At 60.3% G+C, this 15,137-nt stretch carries 13 protein-coding genes and 1 tRNA gene; 1 reads left to right on the top strand and 13 read right to left on the bottom strand.

What is annotated here, in order from left to right; translation table 11 throughout:
- Positions 1-12 precede the first annotated feature (12 nt).
- The 4 genes from GH663_RS07100 to GH663_RS07085 form a co-directional block, all read right to left on the bottom strand.
- Entirely contained in the window at positions 13-330 is a 318-nt protein-coding gene (locus GH663_RS07100; protein WP_153130953.1) for a hypothetical protein, read from the bottom strand.
- Positions 331-498: 168 nt separating this feature from the next.
- The gene (gene lon, locus GH663_RS07095; RefSeq protein ID WP_153130952.1) at positions 499-2,907 is read right to left on the bottom strand and encodes an endopeptidase La; all 2,409 of its coding nucleotides are present in this window, start codon (positions 2,905-2,907) and stop codon (positions 499-501) included.
- 12 nt (positions 2,908-2,919) lie between these two features.
- Positions 2,920-3,321 (bottom strand): Hsp20/alpha crystallin family protein, encoded by a 402-nt coding sequence (locus tag GH663_RS07090; RefSeq protein ID WP_153130951.1) that lies wholly within the window; start codon positions 3,319-3,321, stop codon positions 2,920-2,922.
- Between the two features lie 74 nt (positions 3,322-3,395).
- A complete protein-coding gene (locus GH663_RS07085; protein WP_153130950.1) occupies positions 3,396-3,566 on the bottom strand; it encodes a hypothetical protein in 171 nt (56 codons plus the stop codon).
- 368 nt (positions 3,567-3,934) lie between these two features.
- Between GH663_RS07085 and GH663_RS07080 the strand changes: the two genes are divergently transcribed.
- Entirely contained in the window at positions 3,935-4,945 is a 1,011-nt protein-coding gene (locus tag GH663_RS07080; protein WP_153130949.1) for a hypothetical protein, read from the top strand.
- Positions 4,946-5,191: 246 nt separating this feature from the next.
- Here the strand turns inward: GH663_RS07080 and GH663_RS07075 are convergent, their stop codons facing one another.
- The 9 genes from GH663_RS07075 to GH663_RS07035 form a co-directional block, all read right to left on the bottom strand.
- Positions 5,192-6,364: an acyltransferase family protein gene (locus GH663_RS07075; protein ID WP_153130948.1), complete on the bottom strand. Its 1,173-nt coding sequence runs from the start codon at positions 6,362-6,364 to the stop codon at positions 5,192-5,194.
- 96 nt (positions 6,365-6,460) lie between these two features.
- A tRNA-Ser gene (locus GH663_RS07070) sits at positions 6,461-6,551 on the bottom strand.
- Positions 6,552-6,586: 35 nt separating this feature from the next.
- Positions 6,587-6,853: a hypothetical protein gene (locus GH663_RS07065; RefSeq protein ID WP_153130947.1), complete on the bottom strand. Its 267-nt coding sequence runs from the start codon at positions 6,851-6,853 to the stop codon at positions 6,587-6,589.
- A 12-nt stretch (positions 6,854-6,865) separates the two neighbouring features.
- Entirely contained in the window at positions 6,866-7,117 is a 252-nt protein-coding gene (locus GH663_RS07060) for a DUF4212 domain-containing protein (RefSeq protein WP_153130946.1), read from the bottom strand.
- Positions 7,114-9,153, bottom strand: a complete 2,040-nt coding sequence (locus GH663_RS07055) for a sodium:solute symporter family protein (RefSeq protein ID WP_153130945.1) — start codon at positions 9,151-9,153, stop codon at positions 7,114-7,116. The genes GH663_RS07060 and GH663_RS07055 overlap by 4 nt, the downstream gene beginning before the upstream one ends.
- 9 nt (positions 9,154-9,162) lie before the next feature.
- Complete coding sequence (locus GH663_RS07050) at positions 9,163-9,858, bottom strand: 3'-5' exonuclease family protein (protein WP_153130944.1); 696 nt, start codon at positions 9,856-9,858, stop codon at positions 9,163-9,165.
- Between the two features lie 2 nt (positions 9,859-9,860).
- Positions 9,861-11,795, bottom strand: coding sequence for a DUF294 nucleotidyltransferase-like domain-containing protein (locus tag GH663_RS07045; protein WP_153131159.1), 1,935 nt, complete (start codon positions 11,793-11,795; stop codon positions 9,861-9,863).
- A gap of 42 nt (positions 11,796-11,837) precedes the next feature.
- Positions 11,838-12,899 (bottom strand): DUF294 nucleotidyltransferase-like domain-containing protein, encoded by a 1,062-nt coding sequence (locus tag GH663_RS07040; RefSeq protein ID WP_153130943.1) that lies wholly within the window; start codon positions 12,897-12,899, stop codon positions 11,838-11,840.
- A gap of 1 nt (position 12,900) precedes the next feature.
- Entirely contained in the window at positions 12,901-15,063 is a 2,163-nt protein-coding gene (locus GH663_RS07035; protein ID WP_153130942.1) for an exonuclease domain-containing protein, read from the bottom strand.
- Positions 15,064-15,137 lie beyond the last annotated feature (74 nt).

The raw sequence follows: 15,137 nt of genomic DNA, 5'->3' as shown, positions 1-15,137 counted from the left end.
CCCGGGTCGAGGCTAATCCGGCTGCCTTTTCCAGCGTTCGAATTCAGCGAACGAGGTTTCCCCGACTTCGGGAATCCGCCGTTCCGGAATCCGGCGCCGCTCCTTGCCGGTAAACCAGGCGACCGCTTCATCGAGACGCCGGTCGCCAGCCCGGCGGACCTTGAAGGGAACGGGGCGGGTCACTCTCCGGTGCTGGGTTTCGCTGACCGGTGCAGGCGTGTCGCTGACGGGCGGCATTTCGCTAGGCGGCGCTGAGGTTTCGGCAGGCATGCTGCGTCGTCTGACCTTGCAGGCCACCCATTCACGAAACGAAATTTCCTCGATTTTCATTGGCTGTATCCCACGTCTCGCTACGCCGGGCAGAGACGCCAGCCCTGATCGTAGGCATCTGCCGCCTACCGGGAAATACTGAGGCTGCCTTATTCGCGCTAGACGGATACCGGTAGTTGGCCACGGCGGCGGCAATCCCGGCGGTCGACCATCGTCCGGCGGCAATTTTCAAGGTGTGCCGGCCAACTGGGTTTCCATGGCGTTGGCGATGGCGTCGTCGACGTTTTCAATGAAGACGAATTCGAGTTTTTCCCTGGCTCCGGCAGGCACATCTTCCAGATCCCGCCGGTTCCGTTCCGGCAGCAGCACCCGCCGGATGCCGGCGCGCATCGCTGCCAGCACCTTTTCCTTGATGCCGCCGACCGGCAGCACCAGGCCGCGCAGGCTGATCTCGCCGGTCATCGCCGTATCGCTGCGCACGGCCCGATCGACAAACAACGAAGCGAGCGAGATGAACATGGCGACCCCGGCACTCGGGCCATCCTTGGGAATGGCGCCGGCTGGCACATGGATGTGTATATTGCATTTCTCCAAGTCAACCGAATCGATGCCGAGACTGGACGCCCGCGTCTTCATCAGGGTCAGTGCCGCCTGCGCCGACTCCTTCATGACATCGCCCAGTTGCCCGGTCAGCGTCAGCTTGCCGTCGCCCGGCGTCCGCCCGGACTCGATGAACAGGATGTCGCCGCCAACCGGCGTCCAGGCCAGGCCGGTGGCGACACCCGGCATGCCGGTACGCAGGGCGACCTCGTTGTCGAACTTGCAGGGCCCGAGAATCGGCGCCAGGTCGCACTCATCGACTCGTACTGAGCTAGCGCCGCCTTCGGCAATATTGACTGCGGCCCGCCGACAGACGGCACCGATCTCCCGTTCGAGCGAACGCACGCCGGCCTCCCGCGTGTAGTCGCGAATGATCGCCATCAGTGCCGCATCGGTGATTTCAAACTGACCAGCCTGCAGGCCGTTCCGGGCAATCTGCCGACCGACCAGATAGCGCCGGGCGATTTCCAGCTTTTCTTCCTGCGTGTAACCGGGCAGGTGAATGATTTCCATGCGGTCGGCCAGCGGACCGGGAATGTTGTCCAGCACATTGGCCGTGGTGATGAAGAGCACGCTCGACAGGTCGTAGGGCAGCGCCAGATAGTTGTCGCGGAAACTGTTGTTCTGTTCGGGATCGAGCACTTCGAGCAGCGCCGCCGACGGGTCGCCCTGAATGCCGCTGCCCAGCTTGTCGATCTCGTCGAGCATCAGCACGCAGCCGCGCGAACCGGCCTTGCGGATGGCCTGCAGGATATTGCCCGGCAAGGCGCCGATATAGGTGCGCCGATGGCCGCGAATTTCCGCCTCATCGTGCACGCCGCCGAGCGAGGTGCGGACGAATTTGCGGCCGAGCGCCTTGGCGATCGACTGGCCGAGCGAAGTCTTGCCAACGCCGGGTGGCCCGACAAAACAGAGGATCGGGCCATGCCCTTCGGGATTGAGCTTGCGCACGGCGAGAAACTCGATGATCCGCTTCTTCACCTGCTCCAGCCCGAAATGGTCGGCATCGAGCATGCGCCGGGCCTCGCCGATATCGATCCGGTCGGCCTCCGGTGGCTTCCACGGCAATTCGATCAGGCAGTCGATATAGGCCCGGATCATCGAATATTCCGCCGAGCCATCCTGCATCCGCTCCAGCCGTTTCAACTCCTTGCCGGCGTGGCGGGCCACCTCCTCCGGCATCTGCGCCTCGGCAATCGCCTTGTGCAGTTCAGCCAGTTCGGCCGAACTGCCCTCGTCTTCCTCGCCCAGTTCTTTCTGGATCGATTTCAATTGTTCAAGCAACAGGAAATGTCGCTGGCGCTCGTCGATACTGGCCTTGGTGCGCTCGTCGATTTCCCGCGAAAGCTTCAGCACTTCCAGGCGGCGTAGCAGGTAGTCGAGCACCAGGTCAAGCCGGCGGACGAGATCGACCGCTTCGAGGACCGCCTGTTTTTCGTTCGGGCCGATTTCGAGAAAACCGGCGATCAGGTCGGCTAGCGCCCCGGGCGAGCCGATTCCCCTGACGGCGGCCGACACCTCGAGTGAAGCCTGCGGTTCAAGCTGCAGGACCTGCAGCGCCCGCTCCTTGAGCTGGATGAAGCGCGCCGTCACTTCGTTGTTGGCCACGTTGAGATCGTCGATGCCGGCGAAGCGAACCACCGGCGAAGGGTAGCCCGACAGGTATTCGATGACGCGAAAGCGCTGCACGCCCTGACAGACGATGACATGCGTGTCGTCGGGCAAGGTCAGGTAACGCAGGATGTTGGCGACGGTACCGAGGCCATAGAGATCGTCAGGCCCCGGCCGGTCGATCTCCGGTTCGCGCTGGAGCAGGATGCCGACCGGCCGTTCCAGCTTCAGCGCCTGCTGGGCGGCGAGGATCGATTGTTCGCGGCCGAGCGTCAGCGGCAGGATCATCCCGGGAAAGAGAACGACATTGCGCATCGGCACAATCAACAGCCCATCGTCGGGCATGGCTGTGGCTTGCTGAGTGCCCTCGCCCGCCGGTTGCGGCGGCGACTCATCGAGGACGAGATCGAGACTCTCGGTTTTCATCGCAGCCTCCGCTCAATTCGGCGCCAGGACAAGGGCCAGGCAACCATCCTCGAAGCACTGCCGGCGCAGGCGATAATCGCTGCGCGGCAGCGCCACCCGGCGCTCGAAGCGGCCATAGGGAATTTCCAGGCGCTGAATGGCGGCATGCTGAAAATCGTCCGGCATCGACCGTCGACCGGAGACCATCAGGCTGTCGCCGATCAGGCTGACCTCAAGCTGCCCCGGGTGCACGCCGGGCAAGGCGACCAGCAGGTGCAACTCGTCCCCCTGTGCGTACATATCAACCGCCGGCTCCCAGCACGGCAAGGCATGGACGATATCCAGCACAAAATACCGGTCCCGCAGATGCTCGGCATTCCGCAGCAGTTTCAGGGCTTCGGCCCACACCCAGAATCCGGCATCGTGATGGATCATTGCCCTCCCCTCGTCTTGTCACGCGCGTGGCGAGACACAACAACCACTGACCCGGTAATTTCCCCACCGGAGGATCAGCGGCGTGAGAGCGCCAAGCCGATAACTTCAATCAAAACACCAAGACCCAGCAACATAACGCCGGCCCAGGTGGCCGGTGCAAGAAGCATCAAAAGCCCGCCGCCCGCAAGGCAGGCAAGTACAAGAAAACGCCGCAGACCGGTCACCCCGGCCAGTCGCTGATTCATCACTGCAGCCCTCAATTTTCCAAAACATGCTCAGATCGTGCGGGGTAATACTGATTCGCTTCGATCGCTTGCTCCCTATCGGGAAAATCGCTCTTAACCTGCCTGCCGATTCATCTGAAAAGCTATTTTTTCATTCATTATCAGCGCTTTGCAGATTGAGTTGGCATCCGAAAAACATCTGGATGTTTTCGGAACAGTAGCCTGTACAACGGAATAGGCCATACCGGAAAAAGATGGTTTTGCTACCCGAAAGCAAATACAGCCGAGCCGTGGGAGTGGCGCCATGAATCGAAAAAATCAGCCCCCTTCCGCCTCACCTATCGGACCCAGGTATTCCCAGTACATATTCCGAAGTATTGCTGGCATAAATGGACCTGAATAATCTGAAGATGTCTGCTCCGCTAAGTCTTACTCGCAAGGGGGCCAGCAGGCAAGGTTCGAAGCGGATTCAAGACCGGAAACTTAATGCCGTACACCTCATCGGTAACGGGCATCGACGCCCAACGGAAACCCAGGGGGAGAAAATGTCAAAACAACATTCCTTTGCTAAAGCCTTGGCGAATTGCATTTTGTGCCTCGCCGCGTCGGTTGAGGCCATGCCGGTTGTCACCGCAAGCAGCACAACAATTACATTCGATCCAGGCTTCGCTGTTGCCGGTGCCCCCGATGTCGTTGGTCCGATTGCGATTCCGGGCGGCTTTCCGGACTATCAGTATCAAGGCAAAGTTTTCAATGACCCCATCACCGGGGCAAGCAGTTCGGCAACGGCCGGCATCAGTACACTCACTCGCCCCGATATTTTTGGCGCAATTTTTCCCGGTGGGACAGGTGTCGGTCAGACAGCACCAGTTGGAGCAGGATTAAATCCGGCAAGGCTGCGAATCGACTTTAACGTCGAGTTCAGGATCGTTGGAGCCCCCTTCGGTCCACCGTTGTTCGACCAGTTTTACTTCCCTCTGGTCGGAACTGTCGGCGGAAATCCAGGTGATTTCGTGTCATTCGTGCTGGATGCAAAGTTCACCGATACGGCGGGCACCGCATTCCACAACCTGACCTGTGGATTCATTCTGGCGCAGCCAGGAAATTTCGAAAATCGCGATTGCAAGGGTAAGTTTCCGATCTTCGACCCATTGGGCGGCGCAGCTTTCCTGCCTGTCGGCGACATCATCACGCTAAATGGCTTTATCGAATTTAAGGCTAAGGACGATGGGCTTGGTACATCATCAATCTATTTTGCCGGCCCAAGCGGAATCAATCCTCCTCCGGAATTTTTCACCCCGGAACCCCCCGTCCTGTTGCTAATGGCTGTCGGTTTTCTGGTCATACCGATAAAGCGTATTGCCAGAAGTAAAGCCCCAGCCCAAGCCCTTATCGAATAATCGAAGCGTACCGGATAGAGAAATCATCCGAGCGCGAATATAAATCACGGCTCAGTTGTAACAAGGCGGTAATGCAGGACAATTATTATCCCTGCGCTTACATAACTACTAGAGGATGAGACAAGTGACTGATTCCACGACAAACAAATTTCTGAATACCAGTGCAGCGTATCTCGGCTTAGGCATGGCAGTGAAGCGCTGAACGGCTTCGACGCGGCAGATAGTGTCTCGCCCGCACCACCGCCTTTAGTAGATTGCGGAAATCACTCGTTTTCCAAGATGGACGAATGGTTGCTCGACCAACCGATAAGTCAGTTCGGCAAGCAGCCTGGTAACGACGACCGTAATTAATAGAAACGATATTTCGTAGGCGATCGATGCCGCGCCCGCTCGGGCGAACGGCCAGATACCAAGCAGGAAGGTATTGCTGTATCCAAGTACGGCAAAATGCAGGATGTAGGCGCTGAAACTGACTTTACCAAGCCCGGTAATAGCCGAATTGATGGCATATCCAGTCGGTTTGAGGATAAGAACAAGCGCCCAGGGCACAAAGCACATCGATAGCAGCAGATGGGTTGGTGGCAGCCCTGAATTGATGTCGAAAAACTTCCTCACGCCATAAAACGAAATCATAAATAACATCGCCAGCATCGCTGCAGATGCGAGATTTCCGGTAATTCGGCTACTGATGATTCGTTGGCTGAGCCCAGGGTGCTTGATTAGGTGATAAAGCAAGAAACCCAGGGAGAAAATGACCAACTGATTCGGCGGCCAGAAATAAAGAAAGTTGGCGCGAGCTTCCTGAGTGATTTCCGGATAAAGCCCCTGGCCGTATTGAGAACCGGCAATCAAGACAACAAGCGAGATTGCGAAAAACACCAGGGATCGACGCAGATTCGTGATCAATAGTGCCAATAGCGGGAAAATGAAATAGAAACAAAACTCGACGCCGATGCTCCACCCACCCGGCACGGGCGTCCAGCCTGGTACGGTGGGAATCCAATACGGACTCCACGCGTTATAGAAAAACAGGCTGGCGAACAGCAGTTCAAAGCTGAATTCAGCGGGAGCTACGCTGTAGGCAAACCAGTAAATAAGTATCGCGCTGTAGTAGAAAGGCGCGATTCTGAAAAAGCGGCGGATCAGGAACTTGGCGCTGCGCTCGCCGAACGGCCCTGTGCTGCGGTGCCAGGACATCAGCAAGGTGACCGCCGATGCGATGAAGAACAGTTGCACGCCGTAAAAGCCAAGGGACAACAGGCGTTTTACCGGCCACACCAGTTCGCTGACATAACCCACGGAATGCACGGCGATGACGAGCAAAATCGCATAGCCACGCAGTGCGTCGATAACCTGCAGATGATCCTGTTTATCGAAGCCGGCGGTGATGCTGAGGGGCAATTTTTCGAATGCTGTCATCTTGGCCGATAAAGATTCCAGTTACTGATTTGACCGCATCGTAACGCACAAAAAGAAAAAGCCCCTGATCAACAGGGGCTTTTTCAATATTAAACCTGGCGGAGAGGGCGGGATTCGAACCCGCGGTAGGGGATTACCCTACACACGCTTTCCAGGCGTGCGACTTAAACCGCTCATCCACCTCTCCGGAAGGCGCGCATTATAGCAAGCGGATCGGAATAGTCAAACAAACTTCCGCATTAGAGCCAGGCCAATCCACAGGCAGAACAACACTACAAAACAACATATGCCAATCGTTTTTTCACCGGCCGCTTTGGGCAGCAGATGGGCAACAACTCGGCGAGGAGCGTGGGTAATCAGGGCGAATAGCCGATAAATCGGATTTGCCTGCCTTTTAGAGCCGGCCAGTAGCGCCAGCATGCCCTGCCCGATCAGGCAAAGTCCAAGCATTTCGATGATTGCGCGGAGCGCTGCGATCAGGAACAACATTGCAACCAGGATTTACTTGTCTTCGATGCCGTATTTGGCATCCAGTTGGCGCATGCGGCGGTTGTAGTACCAGATGATGGCCAAGTAGATCAGCAGCAGGCCTTGCGCATCCATGTAGAAGCCAAGCGGAAAATCGAGGAAGGTGAAGTCGTTGAATTCGCGGGCAAACCAGTTCATCACGAAAGTCAGCACGATCCAGAGCACCAGCAAGGTGAGTGTCAGACGTTTTGTCTGGCGCCAATAGGCATCGCTGCTCGGCTTCACGCCCTGCCCTCCTTGTTGCTGCAGCGGATTCCCTGCAGGAAACTGGAGGCCTGCGGATCGGGTTTGGTGAACAGGCTGACGACGACAATCGTCAGGAATCCGGCCAAGACACCGAAGAGCCCGGCCGATGTCGATTGCACATGGAACCAGGGGAGCATGTTGAAGCCGCTGATGCCCAGCCAGGGGATGCTGTCGAACTCGACGCGCAGGATGTAATAGATCGAAAGCAGCGAGCCGACCAGCATACCGGAGAGGGCACCGGCCCGCGTTGCACGGTTCCAGAAAATGCCGAGGACCAGCGCCGGGAAAAAGGCCGAACCGGCAATCGAGAAGGCCCAGGCCACCATCGAGAGGATGGTGCCCGGCTTTTGTGCGGCAACCGTGGCGGCCAGTACGGCAACCACCAAGAGCAGCGACTTGGAGATGACGAGGCGCAACTGGGTCGAGGCATCGGGGCGAACGATGCGGTAATAGACGTCGTGCGACAGCGCCGTGGTAATGGTCAGCAACAGGCCATCGGCAGTCGACAATGCGGCCGCCAACCCGCCCGCCGCCACCAACCCGGACACAACGTAAGGCATGCCGGCAATCTCCGGAGTGGCGAGGACGATTACGTCGGGATTCATCGACAACTCGGCAATTTGCAGGATGCCGTCGGCGTTGATGTCCTCGATACTGACCAGGCCGACCTTGGCCCATGCCGCGACCCAGCCGGGCAACTTGGCGATGGGAATTTCAACGAGGTGCGACAGCACCTCGTACTTGGCAAAGACGGCATAGGCCGGTGCCGTGATGTAGAGGAGCAGGATGAAGAGCAGCGACCAGAAGACTGAGTCGCGGGCCTGACTGACCGTCGGCGTGGTGTAGTAGCGGGTCAGCACATGCGGCAAGGCGGCGGTACCGACCGTTAGACAGAAAATGAGGGCAAGGAAATTGATACGCTGTATCAGTTGCTGCTCGGCATCATCGCCGGGAAAGGCTTCGGCGTGATGTATGGGCGGCTTGCTGCGGTCGACCGCCGAAAACATCGCACTTTCCCAGCGCGCCTTGGCCTGTTCCGGATCATGCGGCATATCGCGACGCTGCTTTTCAAGCGCGACGATGTCTTTCATCTGCGTATCGCTGTTCTTCATTTCATTGATGCGCTGCGATAGTTGTTCGCGTTCGTGGCTCAGCGAATGCGGCAACTGCATGATTTTCTGGGCGTAGAGATCAGCCCGTTCCCGGTAAAGCTTGCGCACCTCGATTTCGGCCGGCGTATCGAACAGGCGCTCTTCGAGTCGCCCGACTTCCTGCAGCACCTTGCCGTAAACCAGTTGCGGCACCGGGTTGCCGGTGACGTTGTAGGAGAGGATGGCGACCGGCGTAATGTAGGCGATGATCAGGATCACGTATTGCGCCACCTGCGTCCAGGTTACGGCTCGCATGCCGCCGAGGAAGGAGCAGACGAGGATGCCGGCCAGGCCGACGAAGACGCCGATCTCGAATTGCAGGCTGACGAAGCGGCTGGTGATGACACCAACACCGTAGATCTGGGCGACGACATAAACAAAGGAAGCGAGAATCGCCGCCGCCACGGCGACCAGTCGGATGGCGTTGCCGCCGTAGCGGGCGCCAAGAAAGTCCGGGATGGTGTATTCACCGAAGCGGCGCAGATAAGGCGCCAGCAGCAAGGCGACCAGCACGAAGCCGCCGGTCCAGCCGATCACGTAGGCCAATCCCTGATGGCCGGAGAGGTAGAGCGTGCCGGCCAGACCGATGAAGGAGGCGGCGCTCATCCAGTCGGCGCCGGTCGCCATGCCGTTGAAGAAGGCGGGAACGCTGCGGCCGGCAACGTAGTACTCGGAGACATCCGAGGTCCGGCTCATGATGCCGATCACCGCGTACATCGAGATGGTGAAGAAGAGGAAGGCGTAACCGATCCAGCGTGGCGGCATGCCGTGCTGCTCGAGCACGGCAAGCGCCCCGATAAACGCCAGGAAACTAGCTGTGTAGTAGAGGTAGTAACGTTGCAGTTTGGTCAGGGAACCGAACATGCGGCGTGCTCAGTGCGTCCGGCGCAGGAAACTGCTGGCCCGGGATTCATCGATCAGTCGGGCGGCGGTCGTAATGTCCTTGTCGGTCACCCGGACCAGCAGCATCTGGAACAGGCGGGCCAGCATCAGCGTATTGGCCATCGCATCGCGTCGGACGCCGCCGGCCTCCAGCCCGAACAGTTCGAGCCATTGATCAAGCGGCAGCAGGGTGTGTGATTTTTCCTCGAACATCACCGGCAACAGCCAGGCCAGATCGACCCATTGCGGCTCGAAATTGACTCCCAGGCGTTCCTTGTACAGACGCTGCAGGAAGCCGCCAACATAGGGCACATGGTAGGTGACCAGCGGCGCCTTGGCGGCGAATTGCAAAAAGGCCATCAATTGACGGTCGAGCCTATGGCCAGCCGTTGTTTCCATGGTCACAGCGCTGTCGCCATCGAGGCTGGCGAAGTCGAGATAGAAGGCATCTTCCGGCTGCACCATGCCGCCCTGGCTGACGGCGGTGGCAGCGATGCCGAGCAACTCGTCGCTGTCCGGATTGAGGCCGGTACTGACAATGTCGATGACCAGGTAACGGACATGAAAATGTGCGTCATCGAGTTCCGGCGCCGGCGAACTCCGCCAGGCCTCGATGGCGGACCGGACGTCGTCCGGCAGGTGCTCGGGCGAGCCGGCCTTGAAGAGAAGCTTCTTGAGGCTGAACATGCTCAATTCACCTGGTAATCAAGTTTGAGACGGGTTTGCAGCTTGCGTGCCTGGCGGAAGGATTCCTTCAGGATGCGGCGATCCAGCTCGTTCAGCGTATCCGGGTTGATCAGGTTGTCGCCCTGCGTGCCCGGCTCGCCTTCCAGGTATTGGTGCTGCAGGCGCAGCAACTGGATGAAGTCGAGACCTTCGAGCACGGCGTTGATCTCCTCGTCGCGAATCGACAGCCGCTTCGAGGCCAGACGCAGGCGTTGGACCGAGTTGGTGTTGTGCACGCCGGTGGCCAGCGCGTAGATGCGTGCGACATCGACAAAGATGCGCGAGCCGTATTTCTTGAGGTCGATCTTGCCCGGCTGGTCCGGCTCGAGGTCGGTCAGGAAATCGCGAATCTTGCCGAGCGGCGGTTCGACGTCGAGCGCGTTGTGCGCCATGGCGCGCAGGAACATCGGGTTGGACGAAGTCTGGGCCAGCAGGTGGCGGCGCATCGATTCGGCCAGTTCGATCTTACCGAACAGCGGACGGAAGTCGAAGAAGATGGTCGCATTGAGCAGCGCTTCCGGCTGCGGCACGCGGATCCAGTTGCTGAACTGATCGCGCCATTCGTCCAGAGTCAGACACCACTGCGGGTTGCTAGCCATGATGTTGCCCTTGCACAACGGGAAGCCGCACCGGTCGAGATCCTTGTTGACATCCAGGGCATAGGCGAGAAAACGCTGGCGCAGCGCGTCGACCGCCGCCGTGTCGGGGCAGGCGAAAACGATGCCGTTATCCTGGTCGGTACTGAAGGTCTGCTCGTCGCGCCCCTCCGAACCGAAAGCCAGCCAGGCCCAGTCGATACCCTCAAAATTGTGCTTGTCGAGATTGAGCTGGATGACGCGGCGGGTCAGCGCATCGTTCAAGGCCGAAATGAACTGGGTCAGTTGCTCGGCACCGACGCCTTGGGCCAGCATATTGAAGGCCAGTTGCCGGACATCGGCCGCCGCGTGCTGCAGTGCCTCGACGTTGTGCGCCCCTTCGATGGACTGGCGAATCTGGCGCAGGCCGACTCGTTGCAGCGCAAACAGGTCGCGCTCGGAAACGACGCCGGTCAGCTTGCCTTCGGCATCGGTCACCAGCACGTGGCGAATGCCGTGGGTGGCCATGGCCAGCATGGCGTCGTAGGCCGTGGCATGTTCTTCCAGCTTGAACGGGTTGGCCGACATCGCCTGGCTGATCGGCACGTCGTGTGGCAGATCGGCCAGCACGACCCGGTCGAGCAGGTCGGATCGGGTAAAGACGCCGACCGGCTGGCGGTCTTCGCCGGCGATGACGAGCGAACCGACCCCGGCCTGCGACATTTTTTCCAGCGCCGTCCGCAGCGGCGTCTCGGGCGCCACCGACACCGGCGAGCGCGAGCCGATGCCGGCCAGCGGCGAATTCAGCGTCTGCTGTTCGCTGGCCCGCTGGGCGAACTGCAATTGCAACTGGCGCCGCGACTGGTCGAGCAGGCTGGCGATGTATTGCGTGCAGAACAGGTTGAATTCCGGACTGCTCGCCATCAGGCGCAGGAAATCCTCGGCCGGCAACTGGTAGCAGAAGGTATCCTCGACCGCAGTATAAGTATTGGTCGATGGCCGGCCGGCGGTCACCGCGCCAATCGGAAAGCTCTCCCCTGCCCCGAGGCTGAGGATGGAATATTCGGTCACCGTCACCTCGCCGGCCTGGCGCGCCTGCACCTTGCCGGACTCGATCAGGTAGAAGAAGCGGACATTGCCGGCATCCGGCCCGACAATCTCGCTGCCGGCCGGGTGAAAGGCCAGTTGCGCCTTGTCGGCAAAAAGCTGCAGCGCCTCGGCCCCCATCTTGTCGAAGGGGGCATGATTCTTCAAAAAGGCCAGGGTATTGCCGGCGACGCGTCGGCGCCCTTCCTGGCGCAGGGAGGTTTCCAGCGGATTCATGGTCGCTTGTTCTGCTTGCGTATTCACGACAACCTCTTCTTCTCAGAGTGCATAGTTTAACTTGAGGCGCAATTGCAGGCGCCGTGCCTGTTTCAGCGACTCGCGCAGGATCGCCCGATCGACCTCGTTCAACTCGGCCGGCTTCAGGGCGTAACCGGCGGCCATGCCCGCCGTGGCGTCAGCCATCTGTTGCTGCAGGCGCAGGCGCAAAATGTGCGAAAAAGCACCGTCGACCGCGGCAATCTCGTCCGCCTGCAGGCCGGCAGCAGCGCCGGCCAGGCGCAGGCGTTCGCTCGAATTGACCGCCGGCACGCCGGCCGCCAGCGCGAAAATACGTGCCGCATCGACAAAGATCCGGCTACCGAATTTTTTCAGGTCCAAAGCCCCCTCCGCATCCAGCGCCACCTCGCCGCGAAAGTTGAGCGGCGCCTCGGCCTGCACGGCGTTGGCCGCCATCAGGTGCAGGAAGGATGGCGTATCGACAGTCAGCGAGAGGAGCAGTTTGCGCAGCGTGTCGCCCAGTTCGAGCGCGCCGCACAGCGGCCGAAAATCGAAAAAAATGCTGGCGTTGAGCAAGGCGGCCGGCTCCGGGCGACGCACCCATTCGATGAACTGCTCCCGCCATTCATCGAGCGACAGACACCAGGCCGGGTTGCCGGCCATGATCTGACCTGTGCACAGCGCAAAGCCGCAGTCGGCAAGCTGCCGATTGACGTCCTCGGCAAAGGGCAGAAACAGCGCGCGTAGCGCCGCCGCCTCCTGGCTGTCGGCGGCGTTGAAGAGCAGGCCGTTGTCCTGGTCGGTGACGAAGGTCTGTTCCTGCCGCCCCTCCGAACCAAGCGCCAGCCAGCACCAGGCAACCGGCGGCAAGCGATGGCGCCGGGCAAGCAGGCGAACGACTGCTGCGGTCAACCGGTCATTGAGGCAGGAAACCAGCCGGCTGACCAGCGGCCCGCTGGCGCCACCGGCCGCCAGCAGGCGGCACAGTTCGCCGATGCGCCCGGCCAGCACCGGCGCATCGGCCGGCTCGGCCAGGTTCTGCAACTGCGCTTCGAGGCTGGTCAGTTGCTGGCAGGGCAGCCAGGTTTCGATGGTGGAACGCACCTCAGTACTTGATCCGGGCGTAATAGGTCTTTTCCGAGGCTTCGAGCGCCTGACGGACGGTGACGATGCCCTGATCGGCCAGCAAAGGCACCAGCTTCAGGAAAACGGCGGCGGTCGCCAGTGCGTCTTCCAGCGCGTTGTGCCGCTTGTCGATCTGGATGCCGAGCCGTTCCAGAATGACGTCGAGCTTGTGCGACTCCTGGTTCGGGTGCACCACCGCCGAGAGCAGCAAGGTATCGAGCACCGGCTGGGTGAAGCGGATGCCGGTGCGTTCTTCCTTCAACTGCAGGAAGCGCATGTCGAAGGCGGCATTGTGGGCAATCAGCACGGTGTCTTCGCAAAACTCGTGAAAGGCCGGCAGCACGATGTCGATATTGGGCTGGCCGCGCACCATGTCTTCGGTGATGCCATGGATCGGAATGCCCTCCGGGCGCAGCGGCCGCTCGGGGTCGACGATCTGGTTGAAGACTTCCTGGCGCAACAGGCGGTTATTGACGATGCGCGTCGCCCCGATCTGGATGATTTCGTCGCCGCTCGATGGCTCCAGACCGGTCGTTTCGGTATCGAACACCGTGTAGGTCAGCTCGCTCAGCTTGGTGTCGAGGTCGATCGACTTGTCGGCAAAATTGAAGAGGTCGAAATCGTAGTATTCCGGGCGCCCGCTGCCACGCTTGCGCTCCTCGTCCTCGTTGGCGACTTCCGGCGTGGCAACCGGCAGCACGAAACGGAAGAAGGCGCGGTGCGCCGCCTTTTCGCGCTGGTACCAGATTTCGCCGCCATGCCGGTCGATGACGTCGCGCAGCGTCAGCGGCGAGTTCTCGCCGGCCACGTGCATCGTCTCCATTTCCCACGTATAGAAGGTTTCCGACGACATCGCAGCGCCGGCCCAGATCAGGTCGAGATAGGCCAGCTTGCCTTCGGAGGTCAGACGGAAACGCAGTTCGCGCGGCTCGTAATGATCCTGCAGCTTGGCCGCCAGACTGAGCAGCGCGAAGACCAACGAGAAACTGTCGGCCTTGATCCACAGCGCGTCGTCCAGTTCTTCGGTCTTCGTCGCCAGCTTGAGCTTTTCGTCGATCCGGCGCTGGGCGGCGGCAATGATGTCGATGCCGAGCACATCCTCGAGCGGCCAGCGCGTCTTCATCGAATCGGAGAACTCGACCATGGTCTGGTCGAGACGCTGGCTCATCCGGGCCACCTCGTCGTCGATGACCTTGACGAAGCGCTCACGCAGATCCAGCTCCATGTCCGGATAATCGATCAGGTTGGTCACTGCGGCGCGGATGCTGCCCAGCGCCGAGCGGCTGCCCTCGGTCAGCGAATGCAGGGCCTGATCGCGGCGTGCCTCCTGCTCGATGCTGCGCGTGATGTTCTCGACCGTCAGCACGTAGCCGCTCATCGCCGCTTCGCCCTCCCCCGCTGCCGCCGACAATACCGGCACCATCTGGGCACGTAGCAACTGACCGCCGCGCGTCGTCGTGATGAAGTTGGAGAGCGCCGTCTTGCCGGCCGCCAGGCGCTGGTGGATGACTTCCTGGGCGTGCTGGACCTGGTTCTTTTCGAGAATCGAGAAAATCGACCGGCCGAGGCCGATCAGCGCTCCGCCCGAGACCGAGGTCGGGCCCTGGGCCAGGGCCTTGAACTGCAGCCGGGCGCGATTGTTGTAGAGCAGGATGCGGCCATCGAGGTTGCAGACGACGACCGCCTGGGCCAGTTCAGACATCAGCGCCGCCAGCCGGTTCTTCTCTTCCTCGACCGACGCCTTGGCCCGCGCGATCTGCGCATCGACGTCGTCCATCAAGGCATCGCGCTGCTGCGCCAGATCGTTGGCGGCACGCGCCAGTTGCTGTACTTCGGGCGGCCCCTCCAGGGTGACCCGAAAATCGCGGTTGGCGCCCAGCATCAGGCGCAAGGTTTCGGCCATCCGCAACAGCCCTTCGACATATTGCTTGAACAGCTTGTGCAACACGAGGACGCCGACCACGAAGCCGAACAGCGTCATCATCGTACCCACCGGCAGACGCGACAGCAGCAACTCCATCAGCATGTTGCGCTCGGCTTCCTTCATGTCCAGCCAAACGAGCAGCGAGGTGACAACGAACGGCCCGGTCATCAGCAGACCGAGGACGACTACGGCAAAGATGAAACGGTGTTTAGCCTTCATGGCAGTGATCCCGATGATTTTTGGCCTGGCGAGGCCGTCGACCGCAGCACTCGGCGACCTGGCCGCCGAGTGGC

Origin of the sequence: Dechloromonas hortensis (assembly GCF_009469765.1) — a bacterium.
Classification (GTDB): domain Bacteria; phylum Pseudomonadota; class Gammaproteobacteria; order Burkholderiales; family Rhodocyclaceae; genus Azonexus; species Azonexus hortensis.
This window is presented reverse-complemented; position numbering and strand designations above follow the sequence as displayed.